Annotated in this window: 17 protein-coding genes; 10 read left to right on the top strand and 7 right to left on the bottom strand. The window is 65.0% G+C overall.

Features of this window, described 5'->3' with window-relative positions:
* Window positions 1-213 precede the first annotated feature (213 nt).
* The gene (locus tag WH265_RS01045; RefSeq protein ID WP_027010457.1) at window positions 214-489 is read right to left on the bottom strand and encodes an oxidative damage protection protein; all 276 of its coding nucleotides are present in this window, start codon (window positions 487-489) and stop codon (window positions 214-216) included.
* Between the two features lie 308 nt (window positions 490-797).
* On the opposite strand from WH265_RS01045, the gene WH265_RS01040 reads away from it, so the two are divergent.
* The 4 genes from WH265_RS01040 to pepE all read left to right on the top strand — a co-directional run bounded on the left by WH265_RS01040 (window position 798) and on the right by pepE (window position 4598).
* On the top strand, window positions 798-1844 hold the full coding sequence (locus WH265_RS01040; protein WP_021025081.1) for a sulfate ABC transporter substrate-binding protein: 1047 nt from the start codon (window positions 798-800) through the stop codon (window positions 1842-1844).
* Window positions 1845-1906: 62 nt separating this feature from the next.
* Complete coding sequence (locus tag WH265_RS01035) at window positions 1907-2887, top strand: CysB family HTH-type transcriptional regulator (RefSeq protein ID WP_021025080.1); 981 nt, start codon at window positions 1907-1909, stop codon at window positions 2885-2887.
* A gap of 84 nt (window positions 2888-2971) precedes the next feature.
* On the top strand, window positions 2972-3736 hold the full coding sequence (locus WH265_RS01030) for a M48 family metallopeptidase (RefSeq protein ID WP_021025079.1): 765 nt from the start codon (window positions 2972-2974) through the stop codon (window positions 3734-3736).
* Window positions 3737-3896: 160 nt separating this feature from the next.
* Window positions 3897-4598 carry a dipeptidase PepE gene (gene pepE / locus WH265_RS01025; RefSeq protein ID WP_339557057.1) on the top strand — a complete coding sequence of 234 codons (702 nt, stop codon included), beginning with the start codon at window positions 3897-3899 and terminating at the stop codon, window positions 4596-4598.
* A gap of 7 nt (window positions 4599-4605) precedes the next feature.
* On the opposite strand, the gene bktB is transcribed toward pepE, so the two are convergent.
* Together bktB and WH265_RS01015 are read right to left on the bottom strand one after the other, a co-directional pair.
* Window positions 4606-5790, bottom strand: a complete 1185-nt coding sequence (bktB, locus tag WH265_RS01020; RefSeq protein WP_339557056.1) for a beta-ketothiolase BktB — start codon at window positions 5788-5790, stop codon at window positions 4606-4608.
* Window positions 5791-5943: 153 nt separating this feature from the next.
* Window positions 5944-6702, bottom strand: a complete 759-nt coding sequence (locus tag WH265_RS01015; protein WP_339537211.1) for an SDR family NAD(P)-dependent oxidoreductase — start codon at window positions 6700-6702, stop codon at window positions 5944-5946.
* A 123-nt stretch (window positions 6703-6825) separates the two neighbouring features.
* Between WH265_RS01015 and WH265_RS01010 the strand changes: the two genes are divergently transcribed.
* Window positions 6826-7530 carry an SDR family oxidoreductase gene (locus tag WH265_RS01010; RefSeq protein WP_339537212.1) on the top strand — a complete coding sequence of 235 codons (705 nt, stop codon included), beginning with the start codon at window positions 6826-6828 and terminating at the stop codon, window positions 7528-7530.
* A 27-nt stretch (window positions 7531-7557) separates the two neighbouring features.
* Here WH265_RS01010 and WH265_RS01005 read toward each other — a convergent pair whose 3' ends face one another.
* Window positions 7558-8259: a pseudouridine synthase gene (locus WH265_RS01005; protein ID WP_339521283.1), complete on the bottom strand. Its 702-nt coding sequence runs from the start codon at window positions 8257-8259 to the stop codon at window positions 7558-7560.
* 258 nt (window positions 8260-8517) lie between these two features.
* Between WH265_RS01005 and WH265_RS01000 the strand changes: the two genes are divergently transcribed.
* On the top strand, window positions 8518-10158 hold the full coding sequence (locus WH265_RS01000; RefSeq protein ID WP_339557055.1) for a 3-(methylthio)propionyl-CoA ligase: 1641 nt from the start codon (window positions 8518-8520) through the stop codon (window positions 10156-10158).
* 57 nt (window positions 10159-10215) lie between these two features.
* A complete protein-coding gene (locus tag WH265_RS00995) occupies window positions 10216-11007 on the top strand; it encodes an SDR family oxidoreductase (protein ID WP_339557054.1) in 792 nt (263 codons plus the stop codon).
* A 69-nt stretch (window positions 11008-11076) separates the two neighbouring features.
* On the opposite strand, the gene WH265_RS00990 is transcribed toward WH265_RS00995, so the two are convergent.
* The gene (locus WH265_RS00990; RefSeq protein ID WP_339557053.1) at window positions 11077-12051 is read right to left on the bottom strand and encodes a succinylglutamate desuccinylase/aspartoacylase family protein; all 975 of its coding nucleotides are present in this window, start codon (window positions 12049-12051) and stop codon (window positions 11077-11079) included.
* Between the two features lie 322 nt (window positions 12052-12373).
* Window positions 12374-13147: a tRNA (guanosine(46)-N7)-methyltransferase TrmB gene (gene trmB / locus WH265_RS00985; RefSeq protein WP_409515695.1), complete on the bottom strand. Its 774-nt coding sequence runs from the start codon at window positions 13145-13147 to the stop codon at window positions 12374-12376.
* A gap of 325 nt (window positions 13148-13472) precedes the next feature.
* On the opposite strand from trmB, the gene WH265_RS00980 reads away from it, so the two are divergent.
* The 3 genes from WH265_RS00980 to WH265_RS00970 are packed head-to-tail and all read left to right on the top strand — an operon-like array spanning window position 13473 to window position 16766.
* On the top strand, window positions 13473-14585 hold the full coding sequence (locus tag WH265_RS00980) for an acyl-CoA dehydrogenase family protein (protein WP_339557052.1): 1113 nt from the start codon (window positions 13473-13475) through the stop codon (window positions 14583-14585).
* A 37-nt stretch (window positions 14586-14622) separates the two neighbouring features.
* A complete protein-coding gene (locus WH265_RS00975; RefSeq protein WP_339557051.1) occupies window positions 14623-15489 on the top strand; it encodes a phosphate/phosphite/phosphonate ABC transporter substrate-binding protein in 867 nt (288 codons plus the stop codon).
* Window positions 15490-15494: 5 nt separating this feature from the next.
* Complete coding sequence (locus tag WH265_RS00970) at window positions 15495-16766, top strand: ferritin-like domain-containing protein (RefSeq protein ID WP_339557050.1); 1272 nt, start codon at window positions 15495-15497, stop codon at window positions 16764-16766.
* Here WH265_RS00970 and gluQRS read toward each other — a convergent pair.
* Window positions 16759-17733 carry a tRNA glutamyl-Q(34) synthetase GluQRS gene (gene gluQRS, locus WH265_RS00965; RefSeq protein ID WP_339557049.1) on the bottom strand — a complete coding sequence of 325 codons (975 nt, stop codon included), beginning with the start codon at window positions 17731-17733 and terminating at the stop codon, window positions 16759-16761. The two genes, WH265_RS00970 and gluQRS, sit on opposite strands and share 8 nt — an antisense overlap.
* Window positions 17734-17948 lie beyond the last annotated feature (215 nt).

Here is a 17948-nt window from a genome sequence, read left to right as displayed (position 1 = left end):
AAATTGGGGAACTCGTTCTGCATGTCGTCCAGTAGCCATGGCCGCGTTTCAGCAGGCGTTGGGCAAAAGCCCTCTGAGCAATATATTTCTACCGAGGGATGTTTACGGTCTGCGCAGCGAGCCCATCGCGCAGGGACATAAAAAATGGCAGCCTCGGCTGCCACTTTTTGTGCCTGGGACCTGTCCCAGGCTTGCACTTGTGCGACTGCCGTATCAGTCTGCAGTAGGCGGCACATAGCCGACGGCCGCATCGGCGCCTTCGCCAAAGAAATGGTTTTCCATCTGGCGGGCCAGGTACTGGCGGGCGCGCTGGTCGGCCAGGTTCAGGCGGTTTTCATTGACCAGCATGGTCTGGTGCTTGAGCCAGCCAGCCCAGGCTTCCTTGCTGACGTTTTCCCACAGGCGCTTGCCCAGCTCACCAGGGTAGGGGGGAAAGTCGAGGCCCTCGGCTTCTTTGTGCAGTTTGACGCAGTTGACCATACGTGCCATGGGAGATGCTTCCTTCGTTGGGTTGACGCTGTTGCACTGGCAGGGTGCTTGCCCGATGCTGCCGCAGTCTGCGGGCGGTTGCCCAGCATGGCCTGCTTTGCCCACACCGCCAACCAGGGTTGGGGCGTTGGCGAGCTTCCTGCCTTGCCAGCCCCGAAACCGGGCCTGGCAGATGCGTTTTCGCGTCTTGTTAATAAGTTTCAGTCATAAAAAACTGAATTAATAGTAGTTTGAGTTTTTATGGCCGCGTTTCAGAATGTGTTCAAGCCTAACAAGCCCTACGACTTTTGCCATTCTGAAAGTGTTCCATGCAACAACGCCGCCACTTTATCAAGTTTCCGATAGCCGCAGCCGCAGTCGCGTCTCTGATGGCGCTGGCGCCCGCAGTTTTTAGCGGCGCAGCCCATGCCCAGGCACCAGCACCGGTGACCTTGCTCAACGTGTCCTACGACCCGACCCGTGAGCTGTACAACCAGTTCAACCAGGCCTTTGCCAAGCACTGGAAGGACACGACCGGCCAGACCGTGACCATCAAGCAGTCGCATGGCGGCTCAGGCAAGCAGGCGCGCGCCATCATCGATGGCATCGAAGCCGATGTGGCCACCTTGGCGCTGGCCGGCGACATTGATGCGCTGAACAAGCACGGCCAGTTGGTGCCGGCCGATTGGCAAAAGCGCCTGCCGCTCAACAGCGCGCCTTACACCTCGACCATTGTGTTCCTGGTCAAAAAGGGCAATCCCAAGGGCATCAAGGACTGGGGCGATCTGATCAAGCCCGATGTGAAGGTGATCACCCCCAACCCCAAGACCAGCGGCGGCGCGCGCTGGAACTACCTGGCCGCCTGGGAGTTTGGCAAACGCAACTATGGCGGTGAAGCCGGTGCCAAGGACTACATCAGCAAGCTGTTCAAGAACGTGCCGATTCTCGATACCGGCGCGCGCGGCTCGACCGTGACCTTTGTGCAGCGCGGCCAGGGCGATGTGCTGCTGGCCTGGGAAAACGAGGCCTACCTGGCATTGAAGGAATTTGGCCCCGAGAAGTTCGAGATCGTCACGCCTTCGCTGTCGATCCTGGCCGAGCCTACCGTGACTGTCGTCGACAAGGTGGTCGACAAGCGCGGCACGCGCAAGATTGCCGATGCCTACCTGCAGTACCTGTACTCGGACGAGGGCCAGGACATTGCCGGCCGCAACTTCTACCGCCCCACGGCCGAAGCGGCCAAGGCCAAGTACGCCAGCCAGTTTGCGACGCTCAAGCTCTTCACCATCGATGAGGCCTTTGGCGGCTGGACCAAGGCCGACGCTGCGCACTTTGCCGATGGCGGCAGCTTTGACCAGATCTACACCAAGAAATAAGCAAGGACGCTGAACCGGCCGCCGGGTACCCCCTTGCGGTTGGGTCCAAGAAGGTGAATGTTATGAATTTTCAGCAACTGCGGGCCGTGCGCGAAGCCGCCCGCAATGGCTACAACCTGACCGAGGTGGCGCATGTGCTCTACACCTCGCAGCCAGGCGTGAGCCGCCAGATCCGCGAGTTGGAAGACGAGCTGGGCGTGGACATCTTTATCCGCGCTGGCAAGCGCCTGACCGGACTGACCCCACCGGGCGAGGCCATTTTGCCGATTGTGGACCGCTTGCTGCTGGAGTCCGAAAACCTGCGCCGCGCCGGTGCCGATTTTCATGCCAGCCGCAGCGGCCAGCTGAGCATTGCCGCCACCCACTCGCAGGCACGCTATGCGCTGCCGCTGGTGGTGCGCGATTTTCGCGAGCAGTTTCCCGATGTGGCCCTGCACCTGCACCAGGGCTCGCCCCGCCAGGTCGCCGAGATGCTGCTGAGCGGCGCGGCCGATATCGGTGTGGCCACCGAGGCACTCACCGGTTATGCAAGCTTGGCGACCCTGCCGGGCTACCGCTGGACCCACTCGGTGGTCGTGCCCCCGGGCCACCCCTTGCTGGCTCAGCAAGAGGCTGGACGGCCATTGACCCTGCAGTCGCTGGTGCGCTTTCCGATCATCACCTATGAGCAGGGCTATACCGGCCGCTCGCATATCGATGAGTCGTTTGCCGCCGCCGAGGTCACGCCCAATGTGGTGCTGACCGCCATGGATGCGGACGTGATCAAGACCTATGTCGAGCTGGGCATGGGCATCGGCATTGTCGCCTCCATCGCCTTTGACGAGGAGCGCGACCGCAACCTGCGCGCCATCGACGCGGGCCATTTGTTCAAGGTCAACACCACGCGCATTGCGCTGCGCAAGGGCGTGTGGCTGCGTGCCTATGCGCTGCAGTTCATCGAGAGCTTTGTGCCGACCTTGAAGCGCGAGGTGGTGTTGCAGGCCGTGTCGGCCACCGCACCGGATGAGGCATCTGTGCAGGCCGCCGCGCAGAAAGCAGCCTGAGTGATCTGCGGGGTATAGAAACTATTACTTCGATAAGCGCACGCTATGATGCACGTTTTTAACGTGTAGATGAGGAGATAGCGAATGCGCAAAACTTTGATGCTCACGGGTCTGGTTGCAGCCATGGCCTTGGCCGGTTGCAAGACCATGGACGCGGGCAACCTGGGCGGTCTGATGGATTCGGGCTCCACGGCGATGAAGGCCATGACACTGACCGATGGCGATGTCGTGGCCTTGTCCAATGAGTCCTGCGCCGCGCTGGACAAGCAAAACAAGCTCGCGCCTGCGAACAACAAGTACAGCCAGCGTCTGGCCAAGGTCGTCGCCAACATGCCGCAAGAGGTGGAAGGCAAGAAGGCCGACTACAAGGTCTACCTGACCAGCGATGTGAACGCCTGGGCAATGGCCAATGGCTGCATCCGCGTCTACAGCGGACTGATGGACCTGATGAACGACGACGAACTGCGCGGCGTGATCGGCCATGAAATCGGCCACGTGGCGCTGGGCCACAGCAAGCGCCGCATGCAGACGGCCTATGCGACATCGGCCGCACGCCAGATTGCTGCGAGCAGCGGCAATGCCACCTTGGCATCGCTGTCGAGCTCGCAAGCGGGCGAGCTGGGTGAAAAGTTTATCCATGCGCAGTTCTCGCAGGCCAATGAGTCTGCCGCCGACAACTACTCCTTTGACCTGCTCACCAAGCAAAAGATGGAGCGCAAGGGCCTTGTCACCGCGTTCCAGAAGCTCGCCAAGCTGAGCGGCGGCAGCGGCAACTCGCTGATGGATTCGCACCCACCGTCGGACGCCCGCGCCAAGGCGATGCAGGCGCGGCTGGACAGCGGCAAGTAAGCCGTCGATAGCCCAAGAGGGGACTGGTGCGGTGCATGCCGCCGCGCCAGTCCCTTTTTTTTTGCGCTCGGCTCCTTTGTCGGCGCCGACCTTCTGTGCTTGGGTGACGCCGCCGCAGTGCACGGGCTGCTATGCTGGCTGCCTCATTCAAAGAGGTGTTATGCAGTTACTGTTGTTGAGCAACTCACGCGCCCCCGATGGCGGCTACCTGACCTTTTGCCGCGAAGCGCTGGCCGCCCAGCTGCAGGGCGTGCAAAAAGCATTGTTCGTACCTTTTGCTGGGGTCAGCCTCAGCTGGGATGACTACACAGCACAGGTGCAAGCGGCGATTGCACACACGGGCGTGCAGCTGGTGGGCGCGCACCAGGACAATGCCCTGGACCAGTTCTTGACCGGGGATATCCAGGCGATCCTCGTCGGTGGCGGCAATACCTTCCAGCTGCTGGCCCAATGCCGCAAGCGGGGCTGGCTGGTGCGCATCGGTGATGCGGTGCGCTCGGGCCGCATGTCGTATACCGGTTGGAGTGCAGGGGCCAATCTGGCGGGCCTGACGATCAACACCACCAATGACATGCCCATCGTCGACCCGCAGGGCTTTGGCGCGCTGGGCCTGGTGCCGTTTTGCATCAATCCGCACTACCACAACAGCCTGCCGCCCGGCCACCAGGGAGAGACGCGCGACCAGCGCCTGGCGGAGTTCCTGGTCGCCAACCCGGACAAGCAGGTAGTGGCTCTGCCCGAAGGCAGCTGGCTGCGCGTGCAGGGTGGCCAGATCGAAGTGGCAGGGCAGTTTGCGGCCAAGCGCTTTGCGGCGGGCAAGCCGGTGGAAGACTTGCCCGTGGGGACTGCGCTGGCGCTTTAAGGCTTGGTTAGACGCGTTCGAAGATGGCGGCAATGCCCTGGCCGCCGCCAATGCACATGGTGACCAGCGCATAGCGGCCACCGGTGCGGTGCAGCTCATGGATGGCCTTGACGGTGATGATCGCACCGGTCGCGCCAATCGGGTGGCCCAGCGAAATGCCCGAACCATTGGGGTTGACCTTGGCAGGGTCCGCGCCCAGGCCCTTGGTCACTGCGCAGGCTTGCGCGGCAAAGGCTTCATTGGCCTCGATGACATCCATCTGGTCGAGCTTGAGGCCCGTCTTGGTCAGCACGGCCTTCGACGCGGGCACGGGGCCAATGCCCATGATCTTGGGGTCCACGCCGGCATGGGCATAACCCACCAGACGGGCCAGCGGCTTGGCGCCGCGCGCCTTGGCGGCGGCCGCTTCCATCAGCACCACCGCCGCTGCGGCGTCGTTGATGCCCGAGGCGTTGGCGGCGGTGACCGTGCCGTCTTCCTTGACGAAGACGGGCTTCATCTTCTGGAAGTCTTCGATCTTGGCACCGGCGCGGAAGTGCTCGTCCTTGTCAAAGCTGATATCGCCCTTCTTGCTTTTAAGGATGACCGGCACGATCTGGCCGGCAAAGCGGTTCTCGGCCCAGGCCTGCTCGGCGCGCTGGTGGCTGCTCAAGGCCAGTTGGTCCTGGTCATCGCGGCTGATGCCAAATTCCTTGGCCACGTTTTCAGCGGTTACACCCATGTGGATGTTGTGGAAGGGGTCGTGCAGCGCGCCGGTCATCATGTCGATCATCTTGAAATCGCCCATGCGTGCGCCCCAGCGGCTGGTGGTGCTGGCGTAGGGCGCGCGGCTCATGTTCTCGGCGCCGGCGCCAATCGCCACGTCATAGTCGCCGAGCAAAATGCCCTGGCTGGCGGTCACAATCGCCTGCAGGCCCGAGCCGCAGAGGCGGTTGACATTCATCGCCGGCGTCTCCTGCGGGCAGCCGCCCTGGATGGCGGCCACGCGGCTCAGGTACATGTCCTTGGGTTCGGTGTTGACCACGTGGCCGAAGATCACATGGCCCACATCCTTGCCTTCAATGCCGGCGCGGACCAGCGACTCCTTGACGACCAGCGCACCCAGCTCGGTCGGTGGAACATCCTTGAGGCTGCCGCCAAAGGTGCCGATGGCAGTGCGCACGGCGCTGCAGACAAGTACTTCACGGGACATGGAAAGGTCTCCTGTTTAGGTTGGAATGGGCATGCAAATGTTGCCTTGCAGCATTATTGCCAGCCAGGCGGCCCATGTGCAAACCGCAGGCGGCCAGCGCGCACCTTGGTGACAGTCCATGGCGGGCATGGACCCTTTGGTGCGCGCCGTGGTTCAAGGCTCGCGCACGTCGGCGATCACGTTCTGGCCAAAGTCGGCGCGGTCGAGCCAGCCCAGTACCTTGGCAGCGGCTTCTGCCGGGCTGCTGAGCTTGCCGCCCTCATGCAGGCCCTTGAAGTTGCCCACATCGGGGAAGGCGCCCGCATCGGCATTGCGCAGCTGCACCTGCATGTCGGTATCGATCACGCCGGGTGCGAGCGAGACAATCTTGGCGCCATGGGGCTTGTGGGCTTCTTCCAGCGCCACGCAGCGTGCATAGGCATCCATGCCGGCCTTGGCGGTGCAGTAGGCGGCCTGCGATGCCATCGGGCGGCGGCCCAGGCCGGACGAGACATTGAGCACTTTCTTGGGCACGGTCCAGCTGTCGGTCGCACCCAGAAACACCCCCGTCAGCGCCATCGGCGCCTCCAGCCCCACGCGCAGCGCATTGCGCAGGTCGGGTGTGGCCAGGTCGGACAGCGGCGCGATCTGCGGAATCACGCCGGCGTTGTTGATCAAGGTGATGCTGGCCCAGTCGCTGGCCTGGAGGCTGCGCAGCCAGTCGCCCAGGCGCTGGGCGGCGGCATCGGTATCGCCCAGGTCCTGCTCCCACTGGATGAGCTGGTCCGGCGATGGAGCGGCAGCGGCCAGCGCGCTGGAGCTGCGGCGCGCAATGCTCAGCACGGTATGGCCCTTGGCCAGAAGTTGCTGGCCCATGGCCAGGCCCATGCCGCGCGAGCCGCCGGTGAGGATGGTGAGGTGTTTGGTGGTCATAACCGGCTATCGTAACGGCAGTTGGGCCTGGGCGTTACGGCGTTTTTCCCGGTGGCCTGCACAAGCGCGGCGGCTTGGTTAGGATGGGCAGCTTTGGAATCACAAAGACAAAGGAAGCACAGCATGAACCAACCCAAAGTAGCCATCGTGATCGCCGGTGGATCCGGCATGGGCGCAGCGGCAGCACGCCAGTTGCACCAGGCCGGGTATGCGCTGGGGATTATGTCGTCCTCGGGCAAGGGTGAGGCGCTGGCCCGGGAGCTGGGCGGAGTGGGCGTGACGGGCTCCAACCAGAATGTGGCCGACATGCAAAAGCTGGTGGATGCGGTGATGGCGCGCTATGGCCGCATCGATGTGCTGGTCAATGGTGCCGGCCACGGCCCCAAGGGCGATCTGCTGTCGATCAGCGATGAGGACTGGATCAAGGGCCTGGAGGTGTACTTTCTGAACGTGGTGCGCGCCACGCGCCTGGTTGCGCCCATTATGCAAAAGCAGGGCGGCGGCGCCATCATCAATATTTCGTCGGCCTGGGCGTTTGAGCCGGCAGCGCTGTTCCCCACCTCTGCCATGGCACGCTCCGGGCTGGCGGCCTTCACCAAGATCTTCTGCGACGAATACGGCAAGCACAACATCCGCATGAACAATGTGCTGCCCGGCTGGATCGACAGCCTGCCCAAGAAGGACGAGCGCCAGGCAGCGGTGCCACTGCAGCGCTACGGCAAGGCCGACGAGATTGGCGCCACCGTGGCCTTTTTGGCCTCCGAGGGGGCGGCCTATATCACCGGCCAGAACATCCGCGTGGATGGCGGCCTGATGCGCCACGTCTAATGCGACCCGGCCGTTCCAGCACGGCCGTTAGAAATCAGCCGCCAGCCGGCAGTCCAGCCACTGGCCGGTCACCGGGTGGGCAAAACCCAGCTGCTGCGCCTGCAGCAGCAGGCGTGGCGCCATCGCCTGCACTGCGGCGCTGGCATAGAGGCCATCACCCAGCATCGCATGGCCGATGGCCTGCATATGCAGGCGCAGCTGGTGGGTGCGACCGGTCAGCGGCTCCAGCCACAGGCGCGTGCTGCCGGCAGGGATGGCGGGCAGGGCGGCCGCTTCCTCCGCATTCATCGCCCGCCACCAGGTCTGGCTGGGCTTGCCCATCTCCCCATCCACCCGCTGCAAAGGGCGGCGCTCCCAGTCGGCGATCAGTGGCAGATCGACCAGGCTCCAGCGGTGGCCATCCTGCGGCATCGCGGCATGCAGCGCATGGCTGGGTGGCAGCGGTTGTGCAGCGGGGCTGCCGCAGACGACGGCGGTATAGCGCTTGCGCACGGCGCGGGCCGCAAAGGCGTCGCCCAGCGCACGCTGCACGGCCAGGCTGCGTGCCATCACCACCAGGCCCGAGGTGGGCTGGTCCAGCCGGTGCACCACCAGCGCATCGGGCCATTGCTGCTGGGCCCGGGCGCTCAGGCAGTCCTGCTTGTCTTCTCCCCGGCCGGGCACACACAACAGGCCCGAAGGCTTGTTCAGCACCAGCAGGTGCTCGTCGATGTAGTCGGGGATCAGCATGGGGAAGGGGGTGAGAGCGCAACGCCCGATTCTAAGTGCTGCAGCCTAGGTGACAGCGCGCAGTGCGCGTTGCGCGCCGCAGCCTGTACTGTATGCCTCGTCATAAGCTGCAGGCATTTGCTCATGCAGCCCGCTGGCAGTGCGGGTTGCTACGATGCCCTTTGCCGCGCGCACGCGCTATAAAAACAGATGCATGCCGGTGGTGGTATGTGCAGCCTTGACTGTGCGCCGCCACTGGCCATACCACAAGGAGACCCAATGCTAGGCCTGATGCAAAAGCAGCAACTGCTGACCTCCAACCTGCTGGAGTTTGCGGAGCGTTACCACCGCGATACCGAAATCGTCTCGCGCCGAGTGGAAGGTGATATCCACCGCTACACCTATGGCGATTTTGCGCAGCGCGCCCGGCAGCTGGCGCAGACCCTGGATGGCATGGGGCTGGCAGCGGGCACGCGCGTGGCGAGCCTGGCCTGGAATGGCTACCGCCATATGGAGCTGTACTACGGCGTGGGCGGATCGGGCCGGGTCATCCATACCCTGAACCCCAGGCTGCACCCGGACCAGGTGGTCTGGATCGTCAACCATGCCGAAGACGAGGTGCTGTGCTTTGACAGCTGCTTCCTGCCTATCGTGCAAGCCATCCACGCGCGCTGCCCTACGGTGCGCCTATGGGTGGCGCTGTGCGATGCCGACCAGTTGCCTGCCGATGCCGGCATCCCGGGCCTGGTTGCCTACGAGGCCTGGATTGCGGCTGCCGACGGCGCCTACCAGTGGCCCGAGTTTGACGAAAACACCGCTTGCGGCATGTGCTACACCAGCGGCACCACGGGCAACCCCAAGGCGGTGCTGTACTCGCACCGCAGCACCGTCTTGCATGCCTATGGCGCCTCGCTGCCCGATGTGATGGATATCTCCTCGCGCGATGTGGTGCTGCCCGTGGTGCCGATGTTCCACGTCAACGCCTGGGGCCTGCCGTTTTCCGGGCCGCTCAATGGTGCCAAGCTGGTGTTTCCCGGCCCGGCGCTCGATGGCCCCTCGGTCTACGCGCTGATGGAGGCGGAAAAGGTGACCTTTGCCGCCGGCGTGCCCACCGTCTGGCAGATGCTGCTGAGCCATGTGCAAAGCCAGGGCCTGCGCTTTAGCAGCCTGCAGCGCACCATCATTGGCGGCTCGGCCTGCCCGCCAGCGATGATCAAGACCTTCCAGGAGGACTATGGCGTTACCGTGCTGCATGCCTGGGGGATGACCGAACTCAGCCCGCTGGGGACCGTCTGCACCTTGAAGCACAAGCACCTGGAGCTGCCGGCCGACACCCAGGCGCAGCTGCTGGCCAAGCAGGGCCGGGTCATCTTTGGCGTGGACATGAAGATCGTCGGCGACGATGGCCAGGACCAGCCCTGGGATGGCAAGACCTATGGCGACCTGCTGGTGCGCGGCCCCTGGGTGGTGGCGGACTACTACCGCAGCGAGGGCGCCTCGCCGCTGGTCACTGATGCGCAGGGGCGCGACTGGTTTCCCACTGGTGACGTGGCCACCATCGATGCCGATGGCTTTATGCAGATCACCGACCGCAGCAAGGATGTGATCAAGTCCGGCGGTGAATGGATCAGCTCCATCGATATCGAGAACATTGCGATGGCGCACCCGGCCGTCGCCATGGCTGCCTGCGTGGGCATGCCCCATCCCAAGTGGGACGAGCGGCCGGTGGTGTTTGTCGCGCTCAAGAAGGGCGCCGCTGTCAGCGAGCAGGACTTGCTTGCCTTCTACCAGGGCAAGATGGCCAAGTGGCAGATCCCCGATGCCGTCATCTTTGTGGAGGCCATTCCGCTGGGTGCCACCGGCAAGATGCTCAAGACCCGGCTGCGCGAGCAGTTCAAGGACTATGTGCTGCCGGCTTGACGGCCCCTTTGAACAACTCGATGAACCTCTTTTTCAGGCATACCAGGAGGCCTTTGCATGACGCGCAAGATTGGGCAATTATTGGATCTGACCGGCAAGACGGCCCTGATCACCGGCGGCTCACGTGGCCTGGGGCTGCAGCTGGCCCATGCGCTGGGTGAGGCCGGTGCCAAGGTGGTGGTGACCAGCCGCAAGGCCAGTGAGCTGGAGGCCGCGGTGGCGGAGCTGAGCGGCGCTGGCATCGATGCGCGCTGGATCGCCGCCGACTGCGCGGTCGACAGTGAGATCGAGCGCCTGGCCATCGAGGTGCTCGAACGCGTGGGCAATGTGGACATTTTGGTCAACAACGCCGGTGCCAGCTGGGGGGCGCCGGCAGAAGACCATCCGGCCGCTGCCTGGGACAAGGTGATGAACCTGAATGTGCGGGGCTATTTTCTGCTGTCGCAGCAGCTGGCCAAGCGCTGCATGATTGCGCGCCGGCAGGGCGCCATCATCAACCTGGCATCGATTGCCGGGCTGGGCGGCAACCCGGTGGGCATGAAGACCATCGCCTACAACACCAGCAAGGGCGCGGTCATCAACTTCACCCGCGCGCTCGCTGCCGAATGGGGGCATTACGGCATCCGCGTCAATGCCATTGCGCCGGGTTTTTTCCGCACCAAGATGGCCAATGGCCTGATTGACCAGATCGGCGAGGATGCCATGACGGCCGGCGTGCCGCTGGGGCGCCTGGGCGGGGATGATGATTTGAAGGGCGCTGCCGTGCTGCTGGCCAGCGATGCGGGCAAACACATCACCGGCCAATGCCTGGCCGTTGATGGCGGGGTCAGCATCGTCACGGCAGGCTGACTCGGACAGCTTGACCCGGTCCCGGAAATTTAAAGGGCTGCCCTTAATGGGCAGCCCGCTTTCCCTGTATCAGCTGTGGTCCGTCTGCGCCAGGTAGAACCACTCGCGGTTCACGGCGGCATCGGGCTGGGGGAAGATCACGCAGCCATCGAAGGGCGCCAGAATCTGGCTGCCATCGGCGCGGGTCGCGAGCAGGTCACCCTGGCTGAACGGATCAAAGTTCTGCCACTCCTTTTGCATGCGGTCATCGGCGCTATGGCGCATGAACACCTGGCGCATATGGTGGGTGGTGTACTGGGCGACGGGCTCGACGGTCACATCGGCCATCTCCAGCAGGGCCAGTACGCCAGCGATGCAGCGGTCGGCCACCTCGATGGCCTGGGGCTCTTCGTGTGAGCCCGATTCCACGGTGATCGCGTAGCCCCCCCGGCTGCGCATGAACTCATTGGTGCCGATGCCATGCTCGGGACGAATCGCGCCGCCGCTGGCCTTGACGGCTTGCTCATACACCTCCAGCCAGCCTTGCACGATGACGGGCAGGCCCACGGCCTTGGCAAAGGCCTCTTCCTCTTGCTGGCGGGCAAAGGGCTCCAGCGCGCCGGTGTTGTTGAGCGGGCCGGTCATCGCAAAGGCCCGGCCTTCGCCGCTGTAGGAGTGCAGATCGAGCAGCGCATCATGGCTCTCCAGCAGCGGTGCCAGTGCATTGACCATATGGTCTTCAAAGTTCTGCGGCTGGGCCTGGGGCACAAAGTTGCGGTTGAGGTTGCGGTCACCCTCGCGCTCGTTCTTGATAAAGGCCTTGGGGTTGGCCACGGGCACCATGGTGAGGCGCCCGCGCTTGAGGCGCACCTGGCCGGATTCAAAGCGCTCGATCCAGCGGCGGATCGCATGCGTGCCGCTTTGCTCATTGCCATGCACGGCGCCAAAGATCAGCAGCGAGGGGCCCGGCACGGCGGACGCCCAGCCATAGCTGCGCAGCGCAGCCGGTTGCTCGGCAGAAGGGCTGTGGTCCTGTTGCGGGATATGGAAGCGAGAGACGGTCATTGCAGTTTTCCGGTGTGATGGCCTGCCAGCCCGGGCCGCTGCGTCACAAGCCTTGCATCCCGCCAGGGGCTGTCGCACCAGAGCAGGGCGCAAGGTTTATACCCACAACCGTGGGGCAGGGGGCGGCGTGTGCCATTGGCCCCAGCGCGTGGGTGCCAGCAGCCATCCTACCGCATAGTGCGCTGCAGGCGGCCGATTCTGCTATCAATTTTGATACGCAAAGCAACGGTTACTTAATCAGCTCGGTGCGCCGGGCAGCCAAAAACGAAAAAGGCTGCCGAGGCAGCCTTTGCGAGAGCGTGGGCCATTTAGCCCAGCACGCTTATGCGGCGCGGGTGAACACCAGGTCCCAGACACCATGGCCCAGACGCAAGCCCCGGTTTTCGAACTTGGTCAGCGGGCGGTACTCGGGCTGCGGCGCGTAGCCGTCGGCCGTGTTCTTCAGCTCGGGGTTGGCCGAGAGCACCTCGAGCATCTGCTCGGCATAGGGCTGCCAGTCGGTGGCGCAGTGGATATAGCCACCGGGCTTCAAATGGGCGACAAGCTGGGCCACAAACGGCGCCTGGATCAGGCGGCGCTTGTTGTGCTTTTTCTTGTGCCAGGGATCGGGGAAGAACACATGGATGCCGTCGAGCGAGCCCGGCTGCAGCATGTTCTCCAGCACTTCCACGGCGTCGTGCTGGAAGATGCGGATATTGGTGATGTCCTGCTCGCCAATGCGCTTGAGCAGCGCGCCCACGCCCGGCTCATGCACTTCGCAGCACAGAAAGTTGTCGTCCGGGCGAACGCGGGCGATGTGCGCGGTGGCCTCACCCATGCCAAAGCCGATTTCCAGAATCACCTTGGCCTGGCGGCCAAACGCCGCCTCGGCATTGAAGGCCTCGCCGGTGTAGGGCAGTACATAGCGGGTGCCCAGCGTCTCAAAGGCCTTGGCCTGGCCGGTGGTGGTGCGGCCTGCGCGGCGCACGTAGGAGCGGATGGTCTTGGGATGGGCCACATCCGCAGGCGCATGGCCGGGCGCACTGCTGGCATCGCGTGCGTTGGTGATGATGGGCTCGGGCACGGGGCCAGCAGCAGGCGTCGAAGAAGATTGCATGGTCATGGAGGTGCCGCTCAGCACAAGCGGCAGGGGTGGCGCTTGCCCGGCAAGGGGCACTGGGCCGCGTCAAAAAAGGGGCTATTGTAGATTTTTCCAGTCTGCAATGGCAAAACGCTGGGCAATCGCCGTGTGCGCCCGCTGCCATCTGGCTGCAAAGTCGCTGCCTATAATGCCCTTTTCAATGTGACGTCTGTCGTGATTGCAGGTCTGTGTGCGACAGGAAACACGGGGTAGGGGCTCGGGAGCGCAGCATGTTGCCTGGCCGCTTTCTGCCCCATGGGTTCCGGTATGGGCCTGCCTTTGCGCCAGCATCTGGAGCAGCATGGACATCCTTTCGTCGTTGGAGCTGATCGTGCGCGACCTCATTGCGCCGGCGGCCGCGCATACCGATAGCCAGGCGGTCTACCCGCGCCAGGCGCTGCAGGCCTTGGGTAGCCAGGGGCTGCTGGGCCTCATCAGTGCCGCTGAGGTAGGCGGCATGGGCGCAGGCCTGCCCGAAGCCGTACAAGTGGTCGAACGCATTGCCCAGGACTGCCCCTGCACGGCCATGGTGCTGACCATGCACTACTGCGGTGTGGCACTGATCGAGCCTTTTGCGGCCGAGGACACGCGCCGCGCCATTGCCCAGGGCCGCCACATCACCACCTTGGCGGTGTCGGAGACCGGCTCGCGCAGCCATATCTGGGCGCCAACGGGTACCGCCGCTGCGCAGGGCCAGGACGTGGTGCTGCTCAATGCCCAGAAAAGCATGATCACCTCGGCGGGCGAGGCCGATTCCTATGTCTGGATCTCGCGCGCAAGTACGGGCGAGGGCAATACGCTGTGGCTGGTCGACAGCCGCCTGCCTGGGCTGCAGATTCCGTCGCGCTTTGATGGCATGGGGCTGCGCGGCAATGCCTCGTCTCCCATCATCGCGCAGGATGTGGCTGTGCCGCTGGCCTGCCGCTTGGGCGAGGATGGCCAGGGCGAGGACGTCAAGGCGCGCTACCTGATGCCTTACTTTCCTACCCTGATCGCGACCACGTCGGTCGGCCTGATGCAAGGCGTGCTGCGCCGCGCGCTGCAGCATGTGGCCCACACCCGCTTTGCCGAAAACGGCAGCGGCCTGGCCGATCTGCCCACCATCCGCGCTTACCTGGCCAAGGCCCAGCTCAAGGCCGACCAGGCCCGCCTGCTGCGCGATGACGCCGTGCAGGCGGTGCTGGCCGGGCGCCCCGATGCCAAGACCCGCCTGCTGCAATGCAAGGCCGCTGCGGCCGAGGCGGCGCTGGAGGTGAGCGATACGGCGATGCGCGTCTGCGGCGGCGCAGCCTTCCGCAAGGACCTGGGCATTGAGCGGCTGTTCCGCGATGCCCGCGCGGCCTCGGTGATGGCGCCCACCACCGATGTGATCTACGACCTGCTGGGCAAGGCGCTGTGCGAGGCCGCAGCCTGAGCCCCCGTGACCCAACCAACCGGAGAGACATGCATCCATGACCGCTTCCTACACCACCCTCAAGATGGGCGCCGTGGCCTATGCGCCCAAGGTCATCACCATCTGGGAGGGCTTCAAGGCCCATTTCATCGAGCAGGGCCTGTACTTTGACTATGTGCTGTATTCCAACTACGAGTCGCTGACCGAGGCGCTGATGGATGGCACGGTGCAGCTGGCCTGGAACTCGCCGCTGGCCTTTGTGCGCGCCGAGCTGATGGCCCGGGCCGCCGGCCAGCAGGTGCGCTCGATTGCGATGCGCGATACCGACATGGATGTGCAGTCGCTGCTGGTGGTGCGCGCAGACAGCCCCGCCCAGACCCTGGCTGACCTGCGTGGCCAGACCCTGGGCTTTGGCGCCATTGATTCGCCCCAGGCCACCTTGATCCCCCTGGACCACCTGCGCCAGCACGGCCTGCTGGCCGGCCAGGATTTTCAGGCGCGCCGCTTTGATGTGCTGGGCGGCAAGCATGGCGACCATATTGGTGGCGAACGCCTGGCGGCCAAGGCCATGGTCGCCGGTGAGATTGCGGCGTCCTGGATGGTTGCCAAGAACTACCTGGCCTTTGCCGCCGAAGGGACTCTGCCTGCAGGCGCGACGCGTGTGCTCGATACCTCGCAGCCTTTTGACCACTGCAATATGACCGCCGGGCCCAGTATCAGCGCTGCCGATGCGGCGCGCTTTACCGAGATCCTGCTGGCCATGTCCTGGGATGACCCGCTGATTCGCCCCTTGCTGGAGTTGGAAGGCCTCAAGGTCTGGCACCCCGGCCGTGCTTCGGGCTATGTGCCCTTGGCCCGTGCGGTGCGCGATGAGCGCTTCTACGATGAGGCGGGCCGCATCCTGGCGGCGGACTACCGGTACTGAGGCCCATGGAAAAACCGCCAGCCCCCTGCAGCAGTACGGGCCCTGCAAGCCCAGGCCAGACCGACCCCGCGAGCTTGCCGCAGGTGGATTTGGGCCGGCTGGGCTTTGATGCCGGTGCGCACCTGCTGGTCAAGCACGGCCTGGCGGCCGTGCCCGTGGGCGAGTCCATCCGGGTGAGCGGCCAGGCGCCGGGCTGGCAGGCGCAGTTGGCCGCCTGGTGCCAGGCCCAGGGCCATGCGCTGCAAACGCCTACCGGCTGGCTGCGGCAGCCGGCCTTGCTGGTGCGCCGTGGCAGCGCGCAAGCGGGCCGCTGGCGCGATGCGACGGTGGCGGGCCACAGCGATGCCAGCCAGCCCGGTGCAGTGGCGGCACAGGCCGACCCGGCCTGGGGCTTGGCAGCGCGCGGTGCCGCAGTGGAGGCCGGGGCACCGGCCTTTGCCTTTCGCCTGCAGGACAAGGCCGAGTTCTGGACCGACCAGGCCGGAGACCTGTATGCCCAGGCCGTGGCTGCGCAGTGGAATGCCGACACCGATATCGACTGGGCGCAAGCGCCAGAGCCCCCGGCGGTGATCGAGGACGCCATCGTCCAGGTGATGACCTATATGGTCGAAAACGAAAATGCGGCGCTGATTGTGCCGGCGCGGTTCTTGGGCGAGCTGCATCCGCATTACCGCGAGCTGCAGGCGGCGCTGGCGATCCAGGTGGCCGATGAGGCGCGCCATATCGATGTGTTCACCCGCCGTATCCGCCGCCACGGGCGTGAGCCGGCGCTGTCCACTGCTGGAGGCCAGGCCTCGCTGCAGAGTCTGCTGGCGGAAAAGGATTTTTCGGTCGCGGGCTTTTTGCTGTCGGTGCTGGGCGAGGGCAGCTTTGTCAACCTGCTGCAGTTCTTGCAGACCTATGCGCCCGATCCATTGACGCGCCAGATCTGCCGCCTGGCCGCCCGTGATGAGGCCCGCCATGTGGCGCTGGGCATGTCGCACCTGCTGCACCGCCTGAAGCTGGAGCCCGATTTTCGCCACCGGCTGGCCCAGGCGGTGGAGGCGCGCCATGACGCGTTGGCCGGCACATCGGGCCTGAATGAAGAGGTGTTTGATGCGCTGATTCTGGTGGGTGCCGGGGCCTTGTCCGCCGATGCGCTGGCGCTGGGCAGCCAGCGCGTGCAGCAGCTGATGCAGGACATGGCCGATGGCCGCTACACCAAGCTGGTGCGGCTGGGCTTTGAGCGTGGCCATGCGCAGGAGCTGGCCTCCTTGCACACGCGCAATTTCATGTAGTGGCCAGGTGGCGGCGCGCCCATTGCGCCGTCCAGTCGGCCAGCGCATCGGGGATGGAGCTGGCCTCGCCCGCCTCCAGCCCCAGGTGCTGGGCGGCCTGGCGCAGCACGGCGATGCGCTGCTCGGCACTGTCCACCACGACGGCCGGCGCGCCGTACTGCTTGGAGAGCTTTTCGCCATCGGCCTGCAGCACCAAGGGCGTGTGCATATAGCGCGGCGCCGGCAGGCCCAGCGCGCGCTGCAGCAGCAGCTGGCGCGGGGTGTTGTCGGCCAGGTCAGCGCCGCGCACCACATCGCTGATGCCTTGCGCTGCGTCATCGACCACCACGGCCAGCTGGTAGGCCCAGAGGCCATCGGCGCGCTGCACCAGAAAATCGCCCACGCTGGCGGCCACATCCTGCTGCATGGGGCCCAGCCAGCGGTCTTGCCACCCCAGTTGCTGGTCGCTGTGCAGCACTGGGTGGTCGGGCGTCGGCGACAGGTCATCTTGGGCCGCGGCGGCGCTGGCATGCTGCTGGTAGCGCTGGGTATGGAAGCGCCAGCTGCGCCCGGTCCTGCCGTGCAGGCCATCGCGGCAGGTGCCCGGGTAGGGGCGCTCGCCATGGCGCTCATGCACATGGCCCTGGGCGGCAAGCGCGGCATCCATATCGCGGCGCGTGCAGGCGCAGGGGTAGGCCCAGCCAGCGGCCTGCAGCTGCGCCAGGGCCTGGGCATAGAGGCTATGGCGGGCCGACTGCCACTGCGGCGGTGCATCGGGGACCAGCTGCAGCGCATGGAGCTGGCGCAGGATTTCCTGGTCCATGCCCGGCGGGCAGCGGGGCGGATCGATGTCTTCGATACGCAGCAACCAGCTGCCGCCATGGGCGCGGGCATCGAGCCAGGACGCCAGGGCCGCCACCAGCGAGCCCGCATGCAGCGGGCCGGTGGGTGAAGGGGCAAAACGGCCGGTATAAACGCGAGAGCTCATGGGAGATCAAGTGTAATGCCGCTGACCAGCGCGCAAAGCCGTTGCCCGGTATCGGCAACGGCTAACGATGGAGAGAACGGAAAAGCGGCCCGCCGGCGGGCGGGGGCGCGCGGGGGGTTTATTTGGGGAACCCCAACACCAAAACCCAGGGGTTGGGGTGGGGCGAGGGGGGCCCCCCCCGGCGCCCCCCCCCCCGCCGGACAGCCCGTCGACCA

It is taken from the genome of Comamonas sp. MYb396 (genome assembly GCF_037479555.1).
Classification (GTDB): domain Bacteria; phylum Pseudomonadota; class Gammaproteobacteria; order Burkholderiales; family Burkholderiaceae_C; genus Comamonas.
This window is presented reverse-complemented; position numbering and strand designations above follow the sequence as displayed.

Excerpts from the sequence above, each read along its gene's own strand:
- WH265_RS01045 (WP_027010457.1), bottom strand. The coding sequence starts at position 489 with ATGGCACGTATGGTCAACTGCGTCAAACTGCACAAAGAAGCCGAGGGC.
- WH265_RS01040 (WP_021025081.1), top strand. The coding sequence starts at position 798 with ATGCAACAACGCCGCCACTTTATCAAGTTTCCGATAGCCGCAGCCGCA.
- WH265_RS01035 (WP_021025080.1), top strand. The coding sequence starts at position 1,907 with ATGAATTTTCAGCAACTGCGGGCCGTGCGCGAAGCCGCCCGCAATGGC.
- WH265_RS01030 (WP_021025079.1), top strand. The coding sequence starts at position 2,972 with ATGCGCAAAACTTTGATGCTCACGGGTCTGGTTGCAGCCATGGCCTTG.
- pepE (WP_339557057.1), top strand. The coding sequence starts at position 3,897 with ATGCAGTTACTGTTGTTGAGCAACTCACGCGCCCCCGATGGCGGCTAC.
- bktB (WP_339557056.1), bottom strand. The coding sequence starts at position 5,790 with ATGTCCCGTGAAGTACTTGTCTGCAGCGCCGTGCGCACTGCCATCGGC.
- WH265_RS01015 (WP_339537211.1), bottom strand. The coding sequence starts at position 6,702 with ATGACCACCAAACACCTCACCATCCTCACCGGCGGCTCGCGCGGCATG.
- WH265_RS01010 (WP_339537212.1), top strand. The coding sequence starts at position 6,826 with ATGAACCAACCCAAAGTAGCCATCGTGATCGCCGGTGGATCCGGCATG.
- WH265_RS01005 (WP_339521283.1), bottom strand. The coding sequence starts at position 8,259 with ATGCTGATCCCCGACTACATCGACGAGCACCTGCTGGTGCTGAACAAG.
- WH265_RS01000 (WP_339557055.1), top strand. The coding sequence starts at position 8,518 with ATGCTAGGCCTGATGCAAAAGCAGCAACTGCTGACCTCCAACCTGCTG.
- WH265_RS00995 (WP_339557054.1), top strand. The coding sequence starts at position 10,216 with ATGACGCGCAAGATTGGGCAATTATTGGATCTGACCGGCAAGACGGCC.
- WH265_RS00990 (WP_339557053.1), bottom strand. The coding sequence starts at position 12,051 with ATGACCGTCTCTCGCTTCCATATCCCGCAACAGGACCACAGCCCTTCT.
- trmB (WP_409515695.1), bottom strand. The coding sequence starts at position 13,147 with ATGCAATCTTCTTCGACGCCTGCTGCTGGCCCCGTGCCCGAGCCCATC.
- WH265_RS00980 (WP_339557052.1), top strand. The coding sequence starts at position 13,473 with ATGGACATCCTTTCGTCGTTGGAGCTGATCGTGCGCGACCTCATTGCG.
- WH265_RS00975 (WP_339557051.1), top strand. The coding sequence starts at position 14,623 with ATGACCGCTTCCTACACCACCCTCAAGATGGGCGCCGTGGCCTATGCG.
- WH265_RS00970 (WP_339557050.1), top strand. The coding sequence starts at position 15,495 with ATGGAAAAACCGCCAGCCCCCTGCAGCAGTACGGGCCCTGCAAGCCCA.
- gluQRS (WP_339557049.1), bottom strand. The coding sequence starts at position 17,733 with ATGAGCTCTCGCGTTTATACCGGCCGTTTTGCCCCTTCACCCACCGGC.